At 71.4% G+C, this 23661-nt stretch carries 23 protein-coding genes; 7 read left to right on the top strand and 16 right to left on the bottom strand.

What is annotated here, in order from left to right; translation table 11 throughout:
* Positions 1-39: 39 nt before the first annotated feature.
* Positions 40-321 (top strand): hypothetical protein, encoded by a 282-nt coding sequence (locus ACGFY5_RS20965; protein WP_392722011.1) that lies wholly within the window; start codon positions 40-42, stop codon positions 319-321.
* A gap of 118 nt (positions 322-439) precedes the next feature.
* On the opposite strand, the gene ACGFY5_RS20960 is transcribed toward ACGFY5_RS20965, so the two are convergent.
* From ACGFY5_RS20960 to ACGFY5_RS20900, 13 genes are all read right to left on the bottom strand, one after another.
* Complete coding sequence (locus ACGFY5_RS20960) at positions 440-1141, bottom strand: diguanylate cyclase domain-containing protein (protein WP_392722009.1); 702 nt, start codon at positions 1139-1141, stop codon at positions 440-442.
* Positions 1138-2046, bottom strand: a complete 909-nt coding sequence (locus ACGFY5_RS20955) for a hypothetical protein (protein WP_392722008.1) — start codon at positions 2044-2046, stop codon at positions 1138-1140. The genes ACGFY5_RS20960 and ACGFY5_RS20955 overlap by 4 nt, the downstream gene beginning before the upstream one ends.
* Positions 2047-2401: 355 nt before the next feature.
* Positions 2402-2971, bottom strand: a complete 570-nt coding sequence (locus tag ACGFY5_RS20950; RefSeq protein ID WP_392722007.1) for a hypothetical protein — start codon at positions 2969-2971, stop codon at positions 2402-2404.
* 372 nt (positions 2972-3343) lie between these two features.
* Positions 3344-3763 carry a hypothetical protein gene (locus tag ACGFY5_RS20945; protein WP_392722006.1) on the bottom strand — a complete coding sequence of 140 codons (420 nt, stop codon included), beginning with the start codon at positions 3761-3763 and terminating at the stop codon, positions 3344-3346.
* Positions 3760-4656 carry a hypothetical protein gene (locus tag ACGFY5_RS20940; protein WP_392722004.1) on the bottom strand — a complete coding sequence of 299 codons (897 nt, stop codon included), beginning with the start codon at positions 4654-4656 and terminating at the stop codon, positions 3760-3762. The genes ACGFY5_RS20945 and ACGFY5_RS20940 overlap by 4 nt, the downstream gene beginning before the upstream one ends.
* A gap of 750 nt (positions 4657-5406) precedes the next feature.
* Positions 5407-6513: a MarR family transcriptional regulator gene (locus ACGFY5_RS20935; protein WP_392722002.1), complete on the bottom strand. Its 1107-nt coding sequence runs from the start codon at positions 6511-6513 to the stop codon at positions 5407-5409.
* A 443-nt stretch (positions 6514-6956) separates the two neighbouring features.
* Complete coding sequence (locus tag ACGFY5_RS20930) at positions 6957-7562, bottom strand: M23 family metallopeptidase (protein ID WP_392722000.1); 606 nt, start codon at positions 7560-7562, stop codon at positions 6957-6959.
* 304 nt (positions 7563-7866) lie between these two features.
* Positions 7867-8721, bottom strand: coding sequence for a replication-relaxation family protein (locus ACGFY5_RS20925; RefSeq protein ID WP_392721999.1), 855 nt, complete (start codon positions 8719-8721; stop codon positions 7867-7869).
* Positions 8722-8753: 32 nt separating this feature from the next.
* Positions 8754-10499 carry a type IV secretory system conjugative DNA transfer family protein gene (locus ACGFY5_RS20920; RefSeq protein WP_392721997.1) on the bottom strand — a complete coding sequence of 582 codons (1746 nt, stop codon included), beginning with the start codon at positions 10497-10499 and terminating at the stop codon, positions 8754-8756.
* Entirely contained in the window at positions 10496-11692 is a 1197-nt protein-coding gene (locus tag ACGFY5_RS20915) for a hypothetical protein (protein WP_392721996.1), read from the bottom strand. The genes ACGFY5_RS20920 and ACGFY5_RS20915 overlap by 4 nt, the downstream gene beginning before the upstream one ends.
* 91 nt (positions 11693-11783) lie before the next feature.
* Positions 11784-13571, bottom strand: a complete 1788-nt coding sequence (locus ACGFY5_RS20910) for a VirB4 family type IV secretion system protein (RefSeq protein ID WP_392722571.1) — start codon at positions 13569-13571, stop codon at positions 11784-11786.
* A gap of 5 nt (positions 13572-13576) precedes the next feature.
* On the bottom strand, positions 13577-14593 hold the full coding sequence (locus ACGFY5_RS20905) for a PrgI family protein (protein WP_392721994.1): 1017 nt from the start codon (positions 14591-14593) through the stop codon (positions 13577-13579).
* Positions 14590-16179 (bottom strand): hypothetical protein, encoded by a 1590-nt coding sequence (locus ACGFY5_RS20900; RefSeq protein WP_392721993.1) that lies wholly within the window; start codon positions 16177-16179, stop codon positions 14590-14592. The genes ACGFY5_RS20905 and ACGFY5_RS20900 overlap by 4 nt, the downstream gene beginning before the upstream one ends.
* A 113-nt stretch (positions 16180-16292) precedes the next feature.
* Here ACGFY5_RS20900 and ACGFY5_RS20895 point away from each other — a divergent pair, with 113 nt between their 5' ends.
* A complete protein-coding gene (locus ACGFY5_RS20895; protein WP_392721991.1) occupies positions 16293-16421 on the top strand; it encodes a hypothetical protein in 129 nt (42 codons plus the stop codon).
* 126 nt (positions 16422-16547) lie between these two features.
* Here ACGFY5_RS20895 and ACGFY5_RS20890 read toward each other — a convergent pair whose 3' ends face one another.
* Positions 16548-16970: a pilin gene (locus tag ACGFY5_RS20890; protein WP_392721990.1), complete on the bottom strand. Its 423-nt coding sequence runs from the start codon at positions 16968-16970 to the stop codon at positions 16548-16550.
* 373 nt (positions 16971-17343) lie between these two features.
* Complete coding sequence (locus tag ACGFY5_RS20885) at positions 17344-18120, bottom strand: hypothetical protein (RefSeq protein ID WP_392721988.1); 777 nt, start codon at positions 18118-18120, stop codon at positions 17344-17346.
* A gap of 487 nt (positions 18121-18607) precedes the next feature.
* Here ACGFY5_RS20885 and ACGFY5_RS20880 point away from each other — a divergent pair, with 487 nt between their 5' ends.
* From ACGFY5_RS20880 to ACGFY5_RS20870, 3 genes are all read left to right on the top strand, one after another.
* On the top strand, positions 18608-18778 hold the full coding sequence (locus ACGFY5_RS20880; RefSeq protein WP_392721987.1) for a hypothetical protein: 171 nt from the start codon (positions 18608-18610) through the stop codon (positions 18776-18778).
* Positions 18779-18787: 9 nt separating this feature from the next.
* Positions 18788-19345, top strand: a complete 558-nt coding sequence (locus ACGFY5_RS20875; RefSeq protein WP_392721986.1) for a hypothetical protein — start codon at positions 18788-18790, stop codon at positions 19343-19345.
* An 83-nt stretch (positions 19346-19428) separates the two neighbouring features.
* Positions 19429-19929 carry a hypothetical protein gene (locus ACGFY5_RS20870; RefSeq protein WP_392721984.1) on the top strand — a complete coding sequence of 167 codons (501 nt, stop codon included), beginning with the start codon at positions 19429-19431 and terminating at the stop codon, positions 19927-19929.
* Between the two features lie 43 nt (positions 19930-19972).
* Here the strand turns inward: ACGFY5_RS20870 and ACGFY5_RS20865 are convergent, their stop codons facing one another.
* Positions 19973-21496 carry a hypothetical protein gene (locus tag ACGFY5_RS20865; RefSeq protein WP_392721982.1) on the bottom strand — a complete coding sequence of 508 codons (1524 nt, stop codon included), beginning with the start codon at positions 21494-21496 and terminating at the stop codon, positions 19973-19975.
* Between the two features lie 526 nt (positions 21497-22022).
* On the opposite strand from ACGFY5_RS20865, the gene ACGFY5_RS20860 reads away from it, so the two are divergent.
* Positions 22023-22682 carry a hypothetical protein gene (locus tag ACGFY5_RS20860; protein ID WP_392721980.1) on the top strand — a complete coding sequence of 220 codons (660 nt, stop codon included), beginning with the start codon at positions 22023-22025 and terminating at the stop codon, positions 22680-22682.
* Positions 22675-23532 (top strand): TRM11 family SAM-dependent methyltransferase, encoded by an 858-nt coding sequence (locus tag ACGFY5_RS20855; RefSeq protein WP_392721979.1) that lies wholly within the window; start codon positions 22675-22677, stop codon positions 23530-23532. The genes ACGFY5_RS20860 and ACGFY5_RS20855 overlap by 8 nt, the downstream gene beginning before the upstream one ends.
* Positions 23533-23661 lie beyond the last annotated feature (129 nt).

The following is a 23661-nucleotide window of genomic DNA, read 5'->3' as shown; positions in this document are numbered from 1 at the left end:
ATGACCGTTCATCGAACATGCGTTCGTCATAATGCGGAGATGAGTGACTACGAAGGCGGGCTCCGGCCCTACCTCGTGTGGGTGCGCATCGACGGCGCTGTCCGGCGTCTCTGCCTTGATGCCCGCTCCGCCGAGGACGCCCTGACGCGCCCTGGGCGCGATCTGCACAACGGGCAGCCCCGGACCTACCCGACCGTTGAGGGGGGTGAGGCCGGGGAGATCACCGTCGTGTGGCTGAACGTCGCGACGCTCGAAGTCGGCGAAGCGAGGCCCGCTGACCTGCCGACCGCGCGGCCTGCCGGGCGTCAGGCCTCGTCATGAGGCCGGGAGGCCAGTGAACAACACTGGCCTCCCGGGCTCGGGGACGGCGTATCGCGTAGCGGGGTGGATCACGCGTCGGAGTCAGACCCCCTGTCGGCAAACCTGGCGAGTAGGGATCTCAGGGGCGGCGGGCATCGCGGAGCCGCCGGGGCGGCTGGCTCGCACCAGCGCGGCGCATGTGCGGTGTGTAGAGCGCGAGCCTGCGGTGCGGCTCGCGTTTGGCGGCATACAGGGCGAGGTCGGCGTGGTGGAGGGTGTCGGTCCAGGAGTGGCCGTTGCGCCGGGCGAGTCCGGCCGAGAGCGCCGGACGGATGTCCACGATGAGCTCACCCACCATCAACCCGGTGGCGGTGGTGAGGGTGTCGAGGATCGCCTCGACGTCGGAGGCGGGAGTGGCCGGCGGGAGGGCGAGGAGGAATTCGTCTCCGCCGAGGCGCGCGGCGAGTCCCCGAGTGCTGGTGGCGGCGCGGGCGAGGCGTTGTCCGAGGACGGTCAGGAGGGCGTCTCCGGCGCGGTGGCCGTGGGTGTCGTTGAGTGGCTTGAACTCATCCAGGTCGATGAGCACGACGGTGCCGAGCTGGCCGTCGTGTTCGTCGAGGTGCCGGTTGAGGCCTGCGCGGTTGAGCAGGCCGGTGAGGGGGTCGTGGTGGGCGCGCCATTCCCAGTGCCGGAGGTCGCGCTGGTGGCGGCGGTTGTCGTTCTGGAGGCGCCGGAGTCGCGGGCGGGTCAGGGCCAGGCCGGTGAGGAGTCCGGCGCCGAGCGCGAGCCCGACGCTCGCTGTGAGGCGAGCGCCGGGCCATCGCGAGTGGGTTCCGGTCACGGCTGGGTGTTCCGGAGGGCGGCACGGGCTGCCCGGTCGGCCTCTTCGAGGCGTAGCTGCAGCCAGATGCGTTCCCGGGGCCACGCCACGATCTCCTCGGCGCCGAGGACCCGCCAGGCATCGAACAGCGTGAGGTTGTGGCGCGGATCGCCGTCGAGGAGTTCGCCCAGGAGGATCAGGCCAGGTCGGACGGGCATGCGGGCGGCCACATCGCGGACCGAGGGGTGTGCGGCGTCGAGCAGGATCAGCGGAGCGGTCTGCCAGCCGCGGACGTCGAGTGCGTGCGGTGTCACGACGTCGAGGGGGACGCCTGCGGCGCGGGCGTAGGTGGCGATGGCGCGGGCGTCGCCGAGCGAGTCAGCGTCGGCGATCAGGAGGCTGGGTGCGGGCGCATCGACCGCCTCGGGTCGCCGCGCGGTGAGTTGCGCGGTGAGTTGTGCGGCGTCGGCCGCGCGGACGGCGCGGGCTTCGGGTTCGATGCCGTTGAGCGCTAGCGCGAGTCCGCGCAGGGCCTCGACGGCGGGTTGGAGCGGGGTGGTGGGTGCGGCGATTCCTGCCCAGGGCGGGGAGCCGGGAGTGTGGTCGACGGCGAGGACGTGTCCGGTGCGGTCGGCCGCCCGCAGGTGCTGGCCGTTGCTGTGCAGCAGCGCGTACCCACGGATGTGGCAGAACGGCCAGGGGTCGGCTGCGATGCGGTGTTCGAGGTCGGCGAGCACGCCGGGGACACCGCTGCGGCGCCACCGGTCGGGCTCGATGTCGGCGCGCCGCAGGTGCAGGCCGCCGGTGGCTGTGGGAGAGATTTCGACGAGCAGCGGTGTGTTGTCCGCCGGGGCGGCGGGGCGGAGGGCGACCAGCGAGGTACGCCAGTCCCAAACCTCCGGTTCAGCAATACGCGCGGGGTGCATGACAGTGTGGCTCCTTCGCCATCGATTCAATCGATGCCACGAAACGCGCGCATTCGGAGCCTAATGACCTCGGACTCGCCCGAAATGGCTAACTGTCGGCATCAATCGAAATAGCGGGTGATGCCACAATTCATTCAGAATGAATCGGAGCGATCAAGCAACGAATTACTTGCCAAGTCGAATAAAACACTTTCGGCTGGCAATTTCTATTGTCCGCATTAGTGCAATTCTGGAGAGGCCGACTAGAGCATTTGAACACTCTCGGTTCATGGCCTGACCTGTGTGTTCAATGCATCGAAAATGCGGCGTTCCGCTCGCGCTATAGCGCTGTACGAACCGGCGCGGAGATTCGTTCCTACTCGGCGCCGCTGTGGTCGCGCCGTGTGCGCGGGCGACCGGCTCCCGTTCCGCGACCCGGTCGCGTGCCTTGATGCGCGGCGAGAGTCCGCCGGAACCAGTAGCGGCGTACCTGGATGCGGCCTCGGGCGCTCACGGTCTCTTCCTGCTCGTCGGGTGGCGGGAGAAGGGGGCGGCCGGTCTTTTCGCCGGTCCAATACGGTCGGCTGTGCCGGATGTAGGAGCGGAGAGTCCCGGTGGTCAGATGCAGCGCTGTGGCCGCTCCGGCGGAGTCCAGGAGTTCGTCCGGATCGCCGGCCTCGGCGGCGGGTGGCTTCTTGCGCCGGGCGCGCTCGGCCAGGACGGCGAGGTAGGTCTCGACGTCGGGCAGCCGGTACCAGTAGGCGCCACCGGCCCGACGCGGAAGCGCGCGAGGAAACGCCGGATCGGTGCCCGCGCGGACGTGCGCGGACCAGCCCTCCGGCCATCCGGCGAGCCGGGCGATACCGGCCCGGGTCGTGCACGGGACGCCGTCGATCTCCCGCAACGGAACATCAGAAGGCACCGGGCGGCCAAGGACGGTTGCCACGGGCTCTCCCTCCTCGTCCCGGCCGCTCCGGCGCGGGCCGGTCGGTCCGGGCGCGATCACGCATCCGGAGCTCATCATGCCGAGGCCCGTGAGGGCGCAGACGCCCTCCTCGCGAAACGAGGCCCTAAGCAAATGGCTGAGAGGCAAAAGGCGCCGGCCGCACCCGTGCTGCGGAGGCGGCGCGCGGCCAGGGCCGCACTCGGAATCGCACCGGCAGTCGGTTCCCGCAAAGGCAGAGACGGTCCGGGCTCCCGCGAGGATCTCCGGTGCGCCGGTGGCCCGCCACCGGACGCAAAGTGCGGATCGGCGCCCGCGGTGCCGCTCCGGATCGGAAGCGGCACCACGAGCGCCGTGAAAAGGGGTTACCGGGTGTCAGGTGCAGAGAACGGCGCCGAAGAGCGCGATCTCCAGGACGGCGAGGGCGTCGACGATGTCGAGTTGCCCGGCGTCGTCGCGGCGCGCGGCGAGGAGGATTTTGTGCCGCTGCCCGTGGGAGATGTAGAGCGGTTCGCCGGTGTCGCGGTGGTGGTAGATGGGGTGGTCGGGTGGAGTGGGGACGTCGGGCAGACGCCCGGTGGCGCGCCGGATGATCGCGAGCCCCTTGTCCATCACTCGCGGGTCGATGCGGGTGCGGCGCAGGTCGCTGTCCGGAGCATCGATCACGGCGTAGGTCCCTTCCGGATCGTCCTGCGGGCACTGGAAGTCGGTCACCGTGAACCAGCCGTAGCCGCCGTGCTCGACGGCGGTGACGACCAGTGCGGCGAGGAACTCCTCCGACGGGCGGCGGCTCACCGCCCGTCACCGTCGCCGAGGTCGGTAACGTCGCCGGTCTCGGCTTCTTCCCGGGGCTGGGTGAGGATGTCGGCCAGCGCGACAGTGATAGCGGCGAGCGCGTCGGGGTCCGCAGCGCTCGCATCCGGGGCCACGTGCAGCGCGCGAGTGTCGTGATCGGCGACTGCGAGATTTCGGGGGTAACTCTCGCCGAGGTGCTGCGGGTCCGCGGGCCAGTCGAAGGTGTAGCCCTCGCGCTCGATCTGGATTACGAGGCTGGCCCAGATGGTCTCGCCCGGCTCCGTGGTCGTCACCGCCGCGCGCGAGGCCTGGCAGTACGCGCAGTCGCACTCGGCCATACACGGCTGGTCGGCGGGCGCTGCGCAGTGGACGCACGGGGCCGGGTTCTCCGGGTCCTCGGTGCCGATGTGCGGCAGGTCGCCGGTTTGGGAGAGGTCGAAGCGCGGCGACATCCGGAACCGGGGACGACGCGCCCCCTCCTCGGTTCCGTCGGACCCTCCGCTACTGGCGGCGGACTCGCCCGCGTCCCCGCCGGAGGTCTCGCCGTCCTGTCCCTTGGGGTCGCTGGTGGGCTGGGTGAGGTAGAGGGCGCGTTCGCCGGGGAGGATGTGGCGTCCCCGGGTCCTCCAGCCCTTGCCGGTGTCGACTTCGGTCAGGTCGATGCCGCGTTCCTCGGCTTGCTGGGTGAGCAGGATTAGGTTGCGCAGCGAGTAGTGCAGCAGCGATCCGGTAGAGCCCGTCGCGAGGACGGTCCGGAGCCGGTCGGCGACCTCGGCGGGGTCGTGCAGGGCTTCCTCGGCGTGGTCGAGGAGCTGTTCGTTGCGTTCGCGGATCGCGGCGAGTTCCTCGTCGGTGAGTTCGCGGCGTCCGCGTCGTTTGCGGGTGGGAGGCATTCCCTTACTCCTTAAAATTCTGACACGCATGGTGCCCGGAGGGAGGCCCCCGGGCCGGTCGGTGTGGTGCCCCGGGTGGCCGGGGTGCCACATCTGATGCTGTCGGCCCGGATGAAGGGGTCAAGCCCGCCGGTAGCGCCCCCTTGACCGGCCAGAACACCGCTCGACCCGCGCGGGAGACAGGGCACGACTCCAACCCCAGGCCGGCGGCCGGAGGGCGGCCGAGTCCGATCCGGAGTCCGATCGCGAGGGAGTACGCGAAACGCATTCTGCGGACCGGGATTCGCCGGTGTGGCCTGGTGTCGCGGGCGGCCGGATTCGCGCGTCAGCAGACCGCTCAGCACCGGTACGCGGCGGGGCACCCGGTGCCGACGGGCCGGTTTCACCGGTCGCTCACCGACGCCCGTGCGCCGTGTCATGTCACGGCGCCCGTGCGCCGTGTCATGTCACGGACGGGGGCCGTCGTGCGGCACCACCGGGGCACCCGCACCCGGCGGGAACCGTCGCAGCGTCGGTGTGCGGCCCCGGCGGGTTGTGATGGCGCGCGCCCCGGTCGGCACCCACAGACCGGGCCGCCCCGGGGGTGCGCACCGGTCCGCGACACCGCCCACCGGGACGGCGGGCGGGAACGCACCCCCGACCCCGACTCCGACCCCCGACCCGGGTCGGGGTCTGCCGGACGGCCGGGCGCGCACGACGACGCCCCGCACAGGCCGGTGAGGGCCTGTGCGGGGCGTCGGGCGGTGCGGGCTATTCGGTGGTGCCGTCCGCCGAGTCGGTGTCGGCCGAGTCGCTGTCGGTGGCGGGGTCGGCGTCGGGCTGCGGCAGTGCCGTGACGATTTTGCCCTCGGTGTCGACCATGGCCACGAGTCCGTCCCGGATGAGGCGGCCGAAGTTGTTGCCGATGGCGCCGGACGAGCGGTTCATCTCCTTAGCCATCATTCCGGCCGTCCATTCGACGTCGGGGTTTTCGTTGACCATGGCGAGCACCATCCGTGTCAACTCACCGGGGGCCAGTGCCCGCTGTCCGTCGCCGTTGGTGCCGGGCGTGGCCGAACGGGTGCGCGTGGCGGTGTTCGGGCCGCCGCCCCGGCGGTGGCGGTGTCCACATTTGCACTCGCACATGATCGGGCCGTCCTGCACCACGACGGTGGCCGGGTCGGCCTCGCCGAGCTGCCACAGGTCCTCCTGTCCGTTCTGGCCCTGGCCGGTGGTGCGCACAGCGGCCCCGGCCAGTTCCATCGACGCGAGAATAACTTTCGCCACGGCGGCTTTCAGACCGGTTTTCTGCGTGACGTAGTCAGTGGAAATTGGGCGCTTGGCCGCGCGCCTGCGGAGGAAATCGGCCACCAGCAGCACCCGCATGTCCGGCTCGTCGTCGTCCTCCTGGTCCCCCTCGTTGTCGGGGGCCGGGTCACCGTCCGCCGGGTCGCCGTCCGTGCCACCGTCGGCGGTGTCGGCCGAGTCGGTGTCCGGGGTCGTGTCGGACGCCGGTGCGGTGTCGTCGGCGGTGGGGGTGTCGTCGGCGGTGGGGGTGTCGTCGGCGGTGGGGGTGTCGTCGGCGGTGGGGGTGTCGTCGGCGGTGGGGGTGTCGTCGGGTGCGGGGGTATCGGCCGGGTCGGTGCCGGGCTCGTCCACGGTGGGCGTCCACCGGTCGGGCAGTTTCTTACCGCTGTCATCCGTGCCGCCGGTGGTGCGGGTGACGACATCGACGGCAGCCAGTTCTTTCAGTGCGGTGCTGACAGCCCGGGTGGACAGGCGCAGCTGGTCGGCCAGCTCGCCGACGGTGGCCCCGTCGGGCCGGTCGTTCAGTTCGGCAGCAACGGCCACGGCGTTGCCGGTGAGTTCGATGGACATGACATACCTCCGGACGGAAACGAATTCCACGGGTGCCCGCGATGACATTTCCCGCGACCGGGGAATGTGGCGCGAATTGGTGCGGGCGGGGGGTCGGTGTTTCGCGCTACGTCCATGGACGCTCCGCACCGGCGGGGTGTCAATAGCAATTCCGGAATTCGTCCGTAACAATTTTTCCCAACTCGATTCGTGTGTGATCGGGCTCGCGCGTGATGCCGTTTCCGGCCGCTGTGCGGGCCGCTACGCCACGGAAACCGCCCACCGCTAGGGCGGTCACTGAACAGGTAATTTGTGCCCCGACGTGATGCGGGAACGCCTCCGGTGGCTCGCGCCTAATTGCCGGAGGGCGCCATCGCGGAACGGCTCGGCGCTCGAATCTAGCCGGACGTCAAGCCCTGGCGCGGGTGCTCAATATCTCTTCATTGCCGATGTGCGGAATTGGCCTATAGGGTGACGCTGTGCGCGGCCATGAATGCCGCCGGATCGGTGGCATTGGCGGTGTCGGCGGGATAGCTCGTGTGGGTTTCGAAATGCAAATGCGAGCCGGATGAATTGCCCGACGTACCGACTCTGCCGATCGGGTCACCGGCGCTCACCGTCTGCCCGACGTGCACCGCCGGGTGTTCGACGAGGTGGCAGTAGCGCGTCACGACCCCGCTGGGATGCCGCAGTTCGGCATACCAGCCGCACCCGAGGACGTCCGGTGAGCCGTCCCGGTCGCACGAGTACGGCGTGCCGTCGCGGCGGTGGGCGTTGCAGACCACCGTGACCACGGTCCCGGCCGACGCCGCCCGCACGACGGTATACCGGGGGGTGATCAGGTCGACGCCGTCGTGTCCGGGCCGGTCGGCGGTGCGGAACCCGGAGCCGACCCGGCCGGGCACCGGGCGTACCCATCCGGCGGAGCTGACCGCTCCGGCCGGGGCGTCGGTGCCTCCGGCCGGTGCCGGGCCGGTACTCGTGACGGTGACGAGCGCGGCACCGGCCAGCGAGGTCAGTCCGATCAGCAGCACGACGACAGCGGCCACGGCGAGCAGGACGGCCTTCACGCGACAAGCTCCAGGAGCCGGCGAGCGATAAGGGCTCGGTTGTGTGCTTGTAAGAGCAGCGGGTGACGACCGGCAGGGTTGGTAGGTACTACCAGTCGGGTCCGCTCGACCGGGCGCGTGTCCTGGGCGTGAGCTGGGTGTTTCTGGGTGGGTGTGGGCGAGAGTTGACCCGGCTGGTCATGGCTCGTGGAGCGTCCGCGAGAGTTCTCGTGAGAGTTCTCGCGAGAGCACCGGCCCGGTAGATCGCGATGAGCACCACTCGCGGTGGCCTCACGAATGCCGCAGCAGGGAACTCGTCGGCGCATCAGCCGACGGAGGCCCTGCCGGGATGCCCCACATCGGACAGACGTAGCCGGGGCGCCTCGGCGGGCCGGGGCCAGGTCCGCCAGACCGGCCCTGCGGGTCCGGCCGCTGCGGTGCTGCGCGGTGCGGTGGGGTCGGGCGTGGTGGGCGGGGTGTGGGTAGTGGCGACGGTGAGCCCGTCGGGGATGCCGGTGGCGTTCCACGCGGCGTGCAGGTGCTGTTCGCGGGCGGCGGCGGGCAGCACGAACAGCACCGGGTAGCAGACCGGGGTTCCGGCGAGTTGGGCGTAGCCGGTGGTGAGTTTGGTGGTCAGCTGTCCGAGGGTTTCGGTGCCGGTGTCGTACTCGAGCCAGAACGGTGTCTGGGTCTGTCCGTGGGTCCAGAGGCCGTGGCCGTCGGGGCGGACGAGTCCTCCGGCGTGCCGGGTGGCCTGAGTCTCGTTCCACCAGCGGCCCAGGCTCGTGGTTCCGGTCGCGTCCTGGCGGGCGGCGGCGTGCAGGGCGGTGAAGACGCCGTTGGCTCCCAGCAGGTGCGGGAGCCGGCCGGACGCAGACAGCCGGAGCGTCTCCTGCCGCACGGTCGCGGGCCTCGGCAGGGTGCGGCCCGCCGCGGCGGCGAGAACTCCGGCGCCGAGGGGGCCGAGGGTCCACCGCCAGGACTGCGACCCGGGCCGCTGGTAGTGGCGGAACCGGTCGAGGATTTGCCGCTGGTAGAGCTGTCCGAGGCGGTTCAAGGCGCGGGGGCGGGAGTCGAACGCGCACTGCGCGATGTGCTCGGTGGTGAGGACGCGGTGGTCGTGGAGCAGGTCGAGCAGCCACCGGTCCCGGTCGGTCAGGCGCCGCAGCTCGTTGGCCACGGCGCTATAGCCGAGTGCCCGGCCGCTGGTGTCTAGAGGCTGGTGTTCCATGGCGTCTCCTGTTCGTCAGGCGTTGTGGTCGGTTCGTCGGATAGGTCGCGGGAGGGGTGGCTGGCCCAGGGCGGGTACGGCGAGGACGACCGCCGGTGCGCAACGGGGAAGCCGGTTCGGGGCGGGGCACCGGGCAGACCGGCCGCCTCGGTGGGTACGTCCGACAGCGGACGGCGGGCGGAGGCATCGGGGTGGGTGGCCGAGAAGAATTCGGCAGCGGGAAACGGTCGCTCGGAGGGGAACGGCTGGCGCGCGCCGGTGTGCGCGGGCCGGGCCGGGGCGTCGAGGTGCCCGACGCGTAGCGCCCGCCGGGTGGTCTGGTCGAGTCCGGTGTGGGTGCGTGCGGCGGCCCGCAGCGCCTCAGCGCGTCCGGAGATCGGCGGCGGGGGTGGAAGAGTGGTGGCGGTTGCCGGGGGCAGAAGCCGCCCGTCAGCGAGCGGCCTGAGCACGATCTCGAACGCGCCGAGCCCGCTCAGGTCGCTCTCGTCCAGATAGGGCGCGAGGTGGCGGGCCTGATCCCGGGCATCCCGGGGCGCGAGCGCGAAGTACGCCTTGGTGCGGGCGTTGGCGTCGATCGCGCGCGCCATCGTGTCGGACAGCTGCCCCAGGTACTGGTGCGCGAGGGTGAAGGAGACGTGCAGGCCGCGGGCCTCGGCGAGGGCGTCGTCGATGCCGATCGGCAGATGAAGGACGTGCTGGGCCTCGTCGATGATCACCGAGGCGTCCCGCCGGCGGTTCTCCGGGAGCGCGGCGCGAGCGGTGACGGCCTGCCACACCGCCGCTAGCAGCAGCGAGCCGATCAGCCGGGCGCCGTCTTCGCCGATCAGCCCGCGCGGCAGCCGCACCAGAAGGACGCCGCCGTCGAGGACGTCGGCCAGCGACACGGTGGTGGCCGGGGTACCGAACAACGCGACCGCGAACGGGTGCGAGAGCACGAGCCGCAGCCGGGAGAGCAGCGGCGCGACCAGCGCCGCCCGCCCGCCGGTGGAGAGCTCGTCGAGCCCGGCCCAGAATTCCGCGAGCGTCGTGGACTCCCAATCGGGCAGCCGGGCGGCGAGCGCGCCGACCCGCCGGGCGCGCCAGGCCCGGTCGGACAGCAGCCGGGGCAGCTGCGCGAGGGTCGCGCCGGGTGTGTGGGCGAGGGTGAGTAGTCCGTGGTGGGCGATGTCGGCTGTGCGGGAGCCCCACCAGCGGGACCAGACCCGCCCCATCACCTCACTGAGCCGCGCCGCCACCAGATGCGGCCCGCCCGCGCCGCCGGTCGCGTCGAGCACGTTCGTCTCGGCGACACCCGGCCCGGACGGGGACGGGGCGGCCGGGCGGCGGGTGTGCAGGCGCGGATCGAGCAGGTTCAGCGACGGCGGCGCGTCCTGCTCGGCGGGGTCGATGACCACCAGCCGGTTCCCGCACGCGGCGGGCAGCCGGTCGAGCAGATCGGTGACCAGGTCGCCTTTCGCCGACAGGTCGAACACGACCAGACCGCGCCCGGCTTCGGCGTCCTGCAACGCCAGGCGCACCAGCAGCGACGTCTTGCCGGTGCCGGTCGGGCCGAGCACGTGCAGGTGATGGCGGGCGTCCTCGGTGGAGACTCCGATCGGGCGGCGGGGGCCGGCGTTGGTCACTCCCAGCACGCGCCCGCCGAGCCCACCGAGCCCGCCCGGCTCCTCGGCGGCCCGGCGCGCACCCGGTACGCCGCGCGCTCGGCGCGGGTGGTCGGGGCCGGTCATGGCCGACCCCCCACCGGCGGGCCGCTCGGCGGCCTGGGCGGGGTCCAGGTCCCGGTGCTGCTCGCGCGGCGCCGCGCCCCTGCCGCCGCCAGGCCGTGCAGGGCCGGGTCAGCAGGCAGCCCGGCCAGCGCTGCCGTCTCGGCGGGGGTCGTCAGGACCCGTTCACCCAGGCGCACCCAGCGGGCCGGGGCGTGTGTGGTGTGCTTCGGCCAGGGGCGGCGGGTCAGCCGCGCGGAGAGCAGCCCGAATCCGGCGAGGATTTCGGCGGCTGCCGCGTGCGCCGCTTCTGGTGTGGGTCCGGAGGTGAGGACCCGTACGGTGGTGAGCAGGTGCGGGCCGCCATGTGCCTTGACCCGCGCGGCCCGCACCCGCTCGGGTTCCCACGCCTGCCGTTCTTCGCGGCGCCGGTGTCGTGGCGGCGCGAGGATTTCCAGGACCAGCCCGAGGGCGGCAGCCGCGGCCACGGCCACGCTCGCGGCCGCCCGGCCGGTCAGAGCGGCGTCGGTCAGGGTCCGGCGGTGACGCCGGGAGGCGGCGCAGCGGCGCGCGGCACCGACGCGGGCGAACGGCGCGCGACCGACGACGATTTGCAGCAGGGCGGGGCCGGTGCGCCCGGCGGACGCGAGCCCGCCGTAGACCGCCCGTAGCGGATCCTCCGACCTGGCAGGGCGGTCGCGGAGACTTCCGGCGGCGTCGGTCAGGCCAGGGTGCAGCAGCGGCAGGCCGTCCGGGACGATCGCGCCCAGCCATCCCCCGGCCACCGCCCGCATTTCCGGCACCGCCCGAGGCGCGGCGGGTGGGCGGGCCTCGGTGAGGCGGGCACCCGGCCAGGCCCGGTCGATCGCGCGGCGCACCGCGACCAGCGAATGCCCGGCCGGAACCCACACCCCGACCCGCAGCTGTTCTCCGGCGGCGTGGACTTCCCACACCAGCCGGGCCGGGCGCCGGGTGAACCAGGTGTCGGTGGGTAGTTGCGCTGCCAGCAGCCGCCACAGGGCCTCGGCCGATCCGGCGCTCACCTGCGCCGGAGGGGTGATGCCCAGCCAGCGGGCACCGGACGCCGCGCGCTGCCAGGCGGTCCGGCGCTGATGCTGCCACCACACGCAACCCGCCGCGACGAGAACGCAACAGACCAGCCCCACGACCGTCAGCGCGACGAGGAACGCGATCGGGGCTGGCGATACTTCGGGCATGAGCAACCTCCCGGTAGACGTCGGCAGACCAGCTCCCCGGGGACGTCAGCGAGCCGGAACCGCAGGCACAAGGGCCGGACGGCGGGGTGGGTCAGGGTTGATCGGTCGTTCCGGCCAGCAACAGGGCATGTTCGCGCTCGTCGGCCAGCGCACGGAACGCGACCCGGCGCGCCCCGGCGGCCAGCAGCGCGTCTCCGCGCTGCGCGGCCAGCAGCCACCCCACCTCTGCCGGGGACAGGTCGAACGCGGCGGCGAGCGCGTCGATGGTTTGCGGGGCCTGGCGCAGCAGAATCGGCGTGGCCGCGTTAGTGACGGTCGCGCGGCCGAGTTCGGTGGACAGGACGTCGTCGACGTCTTGGGAGATGACCGTCAGGCCGGCGCGATGCTTGCGGCTGGCCTTGGCGGCGCGAAACAAGAAGCGCGCCCCGGCGGGGTTCTGCAGGAGCTGCCACGCCTCATCGACCACGGCGAGTTTGCGGAGTCCGCGGGCGCGGGGGTCGGTGAGCCGCCGCCACACCGCATCCAGGGTGAGCAGCATCCCCGCTCCGGTTAGCTCGTCGGGCAGCGCCGAGAGCGCGTACACCGCGAGCGGACACGCCGGATGCACCCGGGCGGTTGTGGCTCCGGCGAACAGACCGCTCGCCGAGCCGGTCACGTACGGGTCGAGCTGGCCCGCGAGTGCGGCGGCGTCCTCGCCCGGGATGGCGGCGAGCGCCGCCACGGCATCGGCGAGCAGCGGCGCCGGACGCCGCCACGACCCGGGATCGTCCTCGACGAACCCGGCGACCCGGTAGGCCATCCGCACCGCCTGATCCCAGGCTCCGCGCTGGCCCGGTGACAGCGCCACACCGAGCAGCACCTCCACCAGCGACACCGCGAACAGCGCGCGCCGAGCGATCGCGTCCGGGTAGAGGTCGGGCAGGTCGAGGGGATTGAGATGCACGCCGGGTGCGCCGAGGGCGACCAGCTGTCCGCCGGTGGCGGCGGCGAGTTCGCCGTACTCGCCGTCCGGGTCGATCACCGATGCGCTCACCCCGCTGTAGAGGTTGCGCAGCAGATCGAGCTTGGCGAGGTAGGACTTTCCCGCGCCGGACGCGGCGAGGATCACCGCATTGTGGTTGGGCTGGCTCCACCGGTCCCACACCACCGGTCCGGGCGAGTGCGCGTTGAAGCCCCAGAACACCCCGCCCGCCCCCTGCCGGGCGGCGGGTAGCGGAAGGTCGGGCGTGCCGAACGGGAACGTGGAGACGAGGGCGTCGGTGTCGAGGATCCGGCGGATCCCGAGCCGATCCACTCCCAGCGGCAGCGAACTCGTGAAGCCTTGGAGCTGGCGCCAGGTGACCGGCACGACGGTCAGCAGCATCCCCGCACAGATCCCGCGCACCTCGGCGACCGCGGCCGCGAGATCCTCGGCGGCAGCGACGCGGACGGTGAGGTAGACCCCGACCGAGAACAACCGCCCGTCACCGCGCGCCACGCGGGCGGCGAGGATGGCGGCGTCGTCGGCAGCAGCGTCAACCCGCGGATCGGTCAGGCGCCCAGTCTCGGCGTCATGGCGCCGGGAGGCCTCCAGCCGCGAGCGGGACCGGCGCAGCCGATCGGCAGCGGCCTGCGTCCCGATGGGGTCGATGTGGATGGCCAGGTCGAGGCGGCCAGGCCAGGTCAGCAGCGTCGCCCACCAGCCCGGGGTGACTTCCGCCGGATACCCGGTCACCGCGAAAGTCGCCACGAGTTCCTGGCCGCCGGCCCCAGCGAGCGCCGGGTCGCCAAGCGCGACCCAGCCGGGGGTGACCTCGGCCGCCTCCGGACCGGGCACGGCAGTCCGCGGGACCGACGAGCGCCGTTCTGCGGCGGGGACGAGTGTGGCCCGGCGAGGGATGAGCTTCACCAGCGGTCTCCTTCATCGGGCGGCGGTGTGCGCCTGGGTGCGGGTGCGGCCAGGGGCCAGCCGCCGCGTGTGGACGGTCCGGCTGCGGGCGGAGGTGGCGCTGGTGGTGCCGGTGCGACCGGTGGGGCAGGCTGCTCGGTGACGATTGCCGGGTTCAGGGAGTCGGCCAGCAGCCCGAGGGCCTCATCGGCCATGACAGCGGTGGCCGGGACTCCGGCGGCGGTCAGGTCCGCAGCCGTCTGCACCGCGCGGCGCGCGGCCCCGCTCGGAGTGCGATCGCGGACGGCGACGAACGCCTCGCGCGTGAGCAGTTCGTACTCGGCGCCGAGCCCGGCCAGCCACGCGGCGTGTGCGCGGGCGGCGTCGGTCAGCTGCCGGGTAGCCAGGTGGGGCGCACCGGTGGCGAGGTGATCGGCGTGCGGGCGCAGATCGACCGGTGCCGCACGCAGCAGGATCTGGATCGGTGCGTCCAAGCCGTGCAGGCAGCGCGCGAACCCGCCGAGCAACGCGTACTGCACCCCGGGTTGCGCGAGCCCGAAGGTCACCGTGGACGCGGCGAGTACCGCCGTGGTGCCGTCCGGGCCGAGGTCGATCAACCCGTCGGCGTTGATGCCGCGCGCGGGAGAGCGCCACGGCCCCGGCGGACGCCGCCACCCCCGCCGCCCGGTGGCACGCAGCCACCGGGGCGGTTCCGGCAGCGACCGGGAGTCGGCGGGCTCCGGCCAGGCCATGCGGCGCGGTGCTCGCCGGAAAGCCACGGCGGCCCGCAGCCACACCGCGAGGGGTACGCCGTCGCGGCGGCCGAGCACCACAATCGCCACCGCGAGCAGCACCGGCACGCAGACGGCGAGATACATAGCCGGTGGACAGACACTGTGGACGATGCCCCAACCGCCCCAGGCGAGCAGGCCCGCAACGGCGAAGGCGGCGACCTGCGCGGCCGTCAGACCGAGCAGCAGCCGGTCTTGGCGCGTGACGTCGGCGGGTACCGCAACGCTGGCGAGCCCGTTCACGAGCGACCTCCTGTTTCTCCGTTACTGAATCGGGGTGGCGCGGGTGGCCGGGGTCGGCGGATCCGGGGCGGCGCGGGCGGCAGCCACTCGGCGCGTCCCCGCGGTGGTGTCGCGGTGCCGGTGGCTTCGGCCCAGGTCGTCCGGTGGGGCTGCCGGGATCGGCGGCGCGGAGCCGCGCCGCCCGGTGCCGCTGGGTGCTCGCGCGGCGGGACCGTCGCGTCACTGAACGCAGGCCGTTCCGCCGGGGCGGCTCCGGCACGGCGCCGTGCGCTCGCGCCGTGGGGCGGGGCGGACGGTGCGCCGCTGTACGCCGGTGGCGTCGCCGGAGTGACGTCGGTGCGGGGCCGTGGACTCGCGCTGCCGCGCTGGGCCGACGCGGGGTCGCTGAAGGTGGGTGGCGTCGCCGGGACGGCTCCGGCCCGGCCTCGCGTGTTCGGGGTTGCCCGCTGGACGGCTGGTGCGTGGCTGAACGTGGGCGGCGCAGCGGAGGCGGCTGCGGTGCTGCCTCGCGCACTCGCGTTGCTGCGCTGGGTCGCCGGGGCGCTGCTGAAGGTGGGCGGCTGGGCGGGGGCGCGGCGTGGTGCGCTCGCGCCGCCGCTTCGGGCGGGGCCTGCGCTGCGGGAGCTGCGGCGTGGGCCGTTGCCGGCGTTACCCGAGGCCGGACGTGTACCTCGCCCGGCTGCGGCGGATCGGCTCGCACCGGCGCCCTTAGTGCCGACGAGGCTGCCGACGGTGCGCCACAGGAAGTACGCGCGGACGACCTGCGAAACCAGACCCCGGCCACCGTTGCCGGAGAACACGAGCTGCCGCGCGTAGAACGGCACCCGGATCATCAGCCAGAGCACCACGATCAACAGGAGCTGCTGTAGCCACCCGTCGGGGGTGAGCGGGACGCCGAGCAGCCGGGGCCCGGTGGGAGTCAGCAGCAACCCGACCGCGAACAGCAACACCACCGCGTGGACGATCTGCACCCCGAGGCAGGCCAGAAACGCCCGCCACCACAACGCGGCCAGCCGCTCGGTCTGCGGCAACGCATGACACAACAGCATCAGCGGGGCCAGCACGAGCAACACCAGCAGCACACCCACCCGCACGACGTAGGTGGCGACCAGAACGATCAACAGGACCAGCGCGACGAGGCCGAACAACGCGCCGAGCAGGTCCGGGCCGTTGCCACCGATCGCGGCGTGGATACTTTCGGCCGCCGCGTCCTCGTCGACGCCTTGACCGAGCACACCTGACGAGATGGCGTTGGTCAGCGCGATCGCTTCGCGGGCGATGATCAGGCTGCAGTTGACCAGGACAGCGGCCAGCACCACGCGCGGCGCGATCTCGCGCAACCCGGTCTGGGTTTGCAGGGTTTCCTGGGAGGCGACGACGAAGCCTCCGGCGACCACGAACAACACGAGCAGGCTGTTGGCCAACACCGCGTTGCCGCCCCAGAGACCGCGCACCAGCGCGGAGTCCGTCACGCTCGGCGTGGCCACGAGGAGCGTGGCGACGACCCGCAAGACGGGGTTCACCGCGGATGCCTCCAGGTCGGCGAGTATGTCCAGCACGACCCCGAGCACCAGGTTCCGGAGCACTCCGCCGCCGGTGTCCGACGGGTTGCTCGGTGGCGGGGCACCCGGCGCGATCGGCGACGGCTGAGCCGGTGACGGCGCAGTCGGTGACGGCTCTGTCGGCGAGGAGGGCGCCGGTGCCGACGGCTCGGGGGTGGCGCTGGGAGCCGACGGGGACCGAGTGCCCGGCGACGGTGCGGGCGCCGGTGCGGGGGCGGGGGCGGGGCTCGGTGGAGGAGCTGCCCGAGCAGACGCGGCCGGCGTGACGACTCCCGCCCCGATCAAGAGGCCAAGCATCAGCGCTGCCGCAGCGGCGAGGCGCCGTGGCTGTGCACGCGAGGCGTCCCCGCCGGTGACGGCTTCGCCGTAGGCGCGACGTTCGCGGCGGCGCATCAGAGGAACACCTTCGCGATTTCCGCGACCAGCATCGGGGCCAAGATCCCAAGGGCCAGACCGATCAGCGCGCCGCGCATCGTCCGGTTGGCCCGGTCGATCTCGCCGGGGTCACCGTCCGCGCCGATCCGGCGGACCGCACCCCACGCGAGCATCAGCCCGGCATAACCGACGAGCAGCCCGGTCAGCAGCACCCACAGCCGGTTGATCACATCGTCGAGGTCGGCGGTGGACGTGGTCGGCGGTGCCACCGCTGACGGGCTCTCGGCGCCCATCGCCGCATCAGCGAACCCCACCAGGACCACCAGAAGGACACCTGCGACGGTCACGACGACGGCAGCGAGCACCCGCCCGCGACAAGAGCGGTTCCAGAACAGGGGGCGGCGGTGATGGCCCCGCCGCCAGTACTTCGCGATCAGCACAACAACACCTCCGGAACGAGGTCCGACGTGATCCGGCGCCGCAAAGGCGCGCAGGAAAAGACAGGCCGGGCCAAACGAGAACGGGACACGAGAAGGCCGGAAGCAGCGCCGCGTGAGCGGAAATGCTCGGGAGCCGCAGTGGTGGTGTCCGGCCCGGCCGAGGCCGTCCTCCTTCAGGGGACAGAGGGCCAGGACGAGGTGTCAGCGCCGTCCGGGGCGCCGAGCCGGACACCACCACCGCCGACTCGCGGTGCGGGTGCTTCCACTCATCAGATGGCAGAAGACGACCGGATCTTGGAATCGCCCTGGTCCCGAGCCCCGATGTGGACGGAGCATCTGCGGCGGCGGGCTGCCGCTCGGGTGGGCGGGGTGTTCATGGTTGGGCGGTGCCGGTGGCTTCGGCGATGACCTGCGCGTTCAAGTCGTCGAGGTCGCCCGCGTTCAAGGCGGCCACCAGCCGTGCCTCGGCGGCGGTGCGCCGCTTGTAGACCGCCCATTCGGTGAGTCCGAGCCGTGCGGCGTACTCCCGCACCGGTATGCCTTCGAGGCGGATCGCGCCGATCAGGTCCGCATCGGCGACGTTGAGGACACCGGCCCGGACAGCGCGGGCGAGCACGAAATCCGGATGACCTCCCACCGTCACGACTCCCGGTGCCGCGCCCGCCGCCTCCGTCAGTGACGCCTCCGCCGGGCCGGCATGGTTCGAGCGCAGCGCGGCGCGGGCCGCGCTCTGCGCGGAGTTGCACAACCGCGGGCACACCTTCGGCGTGGAGAGGTCGAGGGTGCGCAGCGCCGCCAGGAACCCGGCGAGCACCTCGGCCTGGACGTCCGGGTCACCGGGGCGGCCGAGTCGACCGGCGACCGCCCGCAGGCCGGGCAACGCGACGCCGGTCGCGCCGACCACCCACGCGGGACCGTCGGTGCGGGAGCGGGTGACCAGTAGCCGCCACACCGCGTCGCGCGCCGGGAAGCTGGCCGAGGGGTGCATCAGGATCGCGGCCAGCTCGGTCAGCCGGATCGGACGGCGCGGAAGGCCGTGACCGAGAGCCCGGCCGGACACCGCGAGGGGCGAGGGGCCTTCGCACAGCAGCCGCAGCGCGGTCTCCGCGATATCGAACGGCGGGCCGGGCTCAGCGGTCGGTGGCCGCACGGGGCACGGCGCCGCGACGGTGCGTCGCGAGGTCGCCGCCGTGACCGAGACCGGCGGACGGGAACGTGAGGAACGGGCACTGCGAACCATGAGGACATCTCCGGGGAACGAGCCGGTGGGAGTGCTCCACCGGCCGACTCCGGCCGGGGAACGCCACCGATTCACCCGGCCCCCGTGAACGCAACTTGGTCACCACCGCCGACCCTCCGCGTTGGACGCGGCGCGTTCAGCCGGGAGCGTGGGGCTCGAACAGGGACGGCGCTATCCCCGGCTGCACACCGCCGTTCAGGGCAGTCACCAGCGCGTTCACGTCGCGTGGCTCACTTCCACGGAGCGACCAACAGGGTGTTCTGCGGGCGGCAAGATTTGTGCTGTGGGTCACATCGATCCTCGCTCGGTCAAGTCGGCGGCGACGAGGACCCCTGCCCGCAGCGGTTCCTCCGACGAGCCAACGCCGCAGCTTAGTCAACCCACAGGGGCGGCGGGAGTGACCGACACCTCGGACGGACCGAAGGCAGCCCAGCGCCCGCTGCGACTCCTTTCGATCAACGCCCTCGACCTCTGTGGCAACCCGGTGGACGGCGAGCGGTTCGCATGGGTCGAGCAGCTCATGTTGCGGGACCGGCGCGGTGCATCGGCGCTGGTGACGCAGAACTAACCTGGCGCGATGGACACGGGAGAGTGGATTGACCTCGGCGCCGCTGTCGGTGCGGTGCTAGTCGGACTCGTCAGCGCGGGCATCGCACGCAACGCGGCGATCTGGGCGAAAGCTGCGGCGAAGAGCGCCGACAAACTCGCCGAGCTGGAGCAGGCACGCGACAACGAGCGAGCCGAAGCTGCGTCCCGCGAGCAGGCGGCCAAGATAACTGCGTGGTTCAAAATCACGCCAGTTGCTTCGGAGGGCATGGGCCGCCATCTACCGAGGCGAGGGGCCGAGGTCCGCAACGGCTCCGACGCTCCGACCTGGGATGTCCAGGTTCATGTGCGCCAGCGGCGGAGCGGTCCGGCCGGCTCGCCGCCTGAGTTCACCGGTCCTTTCGTCAGGCTGCGGGTTGATGACCTGACACTTCCGCCGGGCGAGCACATCAATCCCTACGACGACAGCAACGCGCTCTACAACGAAGGCGAAGAATGGGGCGCGTTCGTGCAGTTCCGGGACGCGAACGACAAGGTCTGGCACCGAGATGGGCTCCTTCGTCCAGGTCCGCTCGACCTGGAGGTGTAAGACGCCGGATCGCGCGCTCCTGGCGAGGCCTCGCACGAGCGACAAGCGAGACTTGTCGGTTCCCGTCACTACGCTGCCGACGTATGACAGTTGCCGCGTTCATCGTTGGCGTGTTGGGCCTGGTGCTCGGCGTCCTCAACTTCACCTGGAACATCGCCAACTACCTGCTGACCGGCGGTCGGGTCAAAGTTCAGTTGCAAGTGGGTGCGCGCGGTGCGGGGGGTGCGGTGATAACCGGCTCTCAGCGCATGGACGACCCGCAACTCAAGAAGCTGGCGGAGCAGGGCTTCCCGGAGCCGGTCGTGATCGTGTCCGCGACCAACGTTGGTCGTCAGCCCGTCACGGTCGTGAAGTGGTCCCTGCGCAGCGGGAAGGTGTCCTTCCAGCCTGTGGGCGATGCGATCGGCCCGAGCCTGCCCAAGAGGCTGGACGCAGGAGAACAGGCAACGTGGGCACTTCCCGCCATCCGGGCGCATGGCCTGATGTACGCAACCAGTGAAACGCTGGGATCTCGTTATCGTGCCCACGCCGAGGTGTTCCTTGCCGACCAACGTGTCATTCGGAGCTCCGAGGAGATCTCGTAGTGGTCATGCGGTGGCTCGACAGCGAGACTTGTTAGTGCCGGGATTACCCAGGTTGTGATGGCGGGTTGGTGGCGCTTGTCCCGCGGATTGGCATGCTTCTGCGTGGACTGGGGACGTCGAGCTGCTGCTTGATGCCGCTGTCGATCCTGAGTTGATCAGGAGTTCCGTTGAAGGCGCGGACGGCTCCTAGAAGCGCTCGGTCGCGCCGGCCTGTGAGCTTTGGCGCGATGAGGTCGAGAAGCTCAGTCCACTTGGAGCGGGCTAGATCGTGCTGGAGCCGAATAGCGATTTTGTTGTCGGCGAAGGATCGGAGGGCGGTCGCTGCTTGCCCGCCGTTGAACTTGCCGATCAGGTTCTTGTAGATGGGGTCGGCGCTCCATGCGACGCCGTTGCCGTTGGTGAGGAACACGTAAACGATCTCGCGCACGTACTTCGGGCTGAGGCGGTCAGGGACTTGGCCGTGCGTGCCGACGAGGTTCAGCAGACGTTGGGCGACCGGCGGTTCCTGATAGAAGTTGTTCCAACCGTCGTGTGCGTTGGTGAGGTCGTCTAGGGCCTGGGCGAGTTCGGCCTCGCGGTCAGATTCGGGTAGGTAGGCGGTCCCGTCGACAAGGTCGAGCAAGTCCCGGGCACGTTGGGCGCGGCCGGTGTCGCCGTTAGCGCGGAACCGTGAGAGTTTGACGCCGCATTCGTTGCGCTGGTCTTCGCCGACGTAGGGCCATAGCTCGGGCCAGAGGTTGCGGACGTTGTCCAGGGTGTCTGGGGTGGCGTCGGGAGTGTTGAAGATGCCGAACAGGCCAGCTGCGAGATTGTCGGCTTGGTCAGGCGGGAGGTTGTCGAATTTCGATGCGGCGGCCGTCAACTCAGCCGATGTCATGCGCTGGGTTCGGACGTTGTGGAGAAGACGGCCGATATCCGCGACGACGTGGTCGCGGGGAAGGGTGATGACTTCGCGGATGCAGGTCTCCAGCCACTCCGCCAGTTTGAGGCCAGTGAGTGCAACCTGGTTGGGATGGGCGGCGCTCGCGTTGTTGCGCATGTAGCGGATGTGATCGAGTTGTTTGTAACCGACATCGCTGATCAGCTTGATGCGGTTGGCTGCCTCCATCAGCTTTGCGTCGTCGATTTTCGCTAGGTCCTCAGCTGTCCGGAGAGTGTTGCGGCGAGCTGGGTCGGTTTCCGCGAGATCGAAGAAGTAGTCGATGTCGAACGAGGCGACCCGGGCTCGCAGCTCGTTGATCGTCTCGTTCCAGAGGTAGTTCAGGGCCGCGTCGAATAGCCCGACCGACGCGGCCAGGATCATCTTGGCCACGTAAGAGGCGCGGTATCGCTGGGCCGCGTCGAGGGCTTCGAGGGCATCAGGGGTATTTCGGAGAAGCTTCTCTCGTTCACGGACGTTGATGATGATGCCCTCGGTGGGCAGGCCCCACTGCTCGATCACATTGAGCATGAGGTCCTCGAACGCCTGTAGGTCCTTGCCTGCGGCTGCGACCTGGGCACGTGGATCCGCACTGACAATCTCACCAGAGACGGCGCCGTCCGCGGCGTCAGCAGTCCCTTCGGTCACCGGGACGCCTCCCGAGCCGTAGCGCTGATGGGGATCGCAACTGCGGGCGGTAAGCCGGACATCAGAAGAGCGCGGATCGCCGCTGTAGATGCAGCGAGGCCGACGAGGTGACGGATGCGCATCGGGTGCCTCCGGTGAGCGGATCGGGAGCCGAGCACCCGAAGCATCGGGCTGCGCTGCGGCGACCTGAGCAATTACGAGGAGGTTCGCCGACACGGTAGCCGCGTGCGGCGCGATTCGCCCCTGCGGCAGAACAATTCCTTAGATGGGCTGGCGGGCTGCTCGTGAACAGGGCTTGTTCGTGGCTTGAGCTCTATGTTCATGGCGAGCGTCGATCTGCCCGCAAGGCAGCTTTTCCAAAATCTGCGCGTGAGCTGCCTTCTGTAGGTGTCAGCGCCGCACCGTGGTTTTGGCCTCATCGCTCATGCCGCAGCCCGCCCCGTCGGCCTCCCCTGACCCGTCCCGGATCCCGATTCCCTCGGCGGTCCTTCTACCCCGGCCTGCGACCGATTCCGGAAGCCAGCAGTTGCCCTCCCGCCCGTCGGGGTGGTCGGCCGCGACCGTCGGCGCGCTCGTCGCCGTCTACACCCGGCTCGGCGACCGCGTCGCGATCGTCGACCCCGACCTGTCCGGCACCGTCGCGCCGGTTACCGAGTGGCTCGGCCGCCGCGCGGATCTCCTCCGGCTCGGGCGGTTCGCACCGCCGGCCGCCGAGCGGCGTGCGCGGCTGGTCCTGGCCCACCTGCCCGATCCCGGTATTCCTACCGATGCCGCGTTCGGGCAGTGGATGCACCGGGTTGTCCGGTCACTGACCGAGCGCGGCTATCTCGCGGTCACCATCGACCCGTTCGGCGCCTACCCTGCCCAGCGCGAGCGGACCAGCGACCGTGGCCGAGCCCGCTACCGCGATCACACCACGAGCGTGATCGTCGCCGCCCGCGCTGCCGGTCTGCGCTATCAGCAGCACCTCATCGCCCTGCACACGACATCCCTCGACACCGCCCCCCTCGACACCGACACCGGCGGGCGGTCGCGGTCCGGCCTGCAAGACCCGCCGGGCTCGGGGGGCCGGCGGGTTCCCTCCCACGAGCGGCAGCACACCGACATCTTCATCTTCGCCACTTACGTCGCCACGATCCCGGTCCAGCCGCAGGCCGCCGACCAGCAGGAGGTACGGGGTGACTGAGCATCTGTCGTCGGTGTGGCTGACCGGGCAGCAGCAGTCAGCCGCCCAGCGCCGGGGCCGGTATCTGCCGGAGTCGATGGCGCATCCGGGCAAGATGCTGCCCGCCATCGCCGCCCGCGCGATCTCCACCTACACCGAACCCGGTGAGCTGGTCTGTGACCCGATGTGTGGCATCGGCACGAGCCTCGTGGAAGCCGCGCACCTCGGCCGGTATGGCGTCGGGGTCGAGTTCGAGCAGCGGTGGGCCGAGCTGGCCGCCGCGAACCTCGCGCTCGCCGGCACCCAAGGCGCTTCGGGCAGCGGCCAAGTGTGGTGCGCTGATGCCCGGGACCTGCCCGCACCGCTGCCGGAGAGCTGCCGTGGCGAGGTCAGCCTCGTACTGACCTCGCCGCCCTACGGACCCTCCACCCACGGGCACGCCCGCTCGCCCGGTCCGCGGCGCGGCAAAGTGCGCAAGGTCAACAACCGGTACGCCACCACCCCCGGCCAGCGCAGCAACCTCGCCGACCGGTCACCCGACGAACTCGCCGAGGGCTTCACCCGGATTCTCACCGGCGCTCGCGCGCTGCTGCGGCCCGGCGGGCACGCCGTGATCACCGCCCGCCCGTACCGGCACGGGGGCGAGCTGGTCGACCTCCCCGGCATGGTCATCACCGCCGGACAAGCGGCGGGTCTCGAACTGGTCGACCGCTGCGTTGCCCTCATCGCCGGGATACGCGGCGGGCGGCTAGTGCCACGCGGCTCGTTCTTCCAGCAGCACAACATCCGACTCGCCCACGCCGCCGGAGATCCACAGTGGCTGATCGGACACGAGGATGTACTCGCATTCCGGCTGTCAGGCGGTGCGTGATGGAGCCTCCGGCGCCACCGTCCTCCAGCCCCCTAGGTCGTGACTCTGCCCCAGATGGCGACGGGGCAGAGGGCACCGACGAACGGCCGGAGCCGGACGAAGAGAACGCGTCCGCAGCGGAATACTTCG

It is taken from the genome of Cryptosporangium sp. NPDC048952 (assembly GCF_043197895.1).
Taxonomy (GTDB): domain Bacteria; phylum Actinomycetota; class Actinomycetes; order Mycobacteriales; family Cryptosporangiaceae; genus Cryptosporangium.
This window is presented reverse-complemented; position numbering and strand designations above follow the sequence as displayed.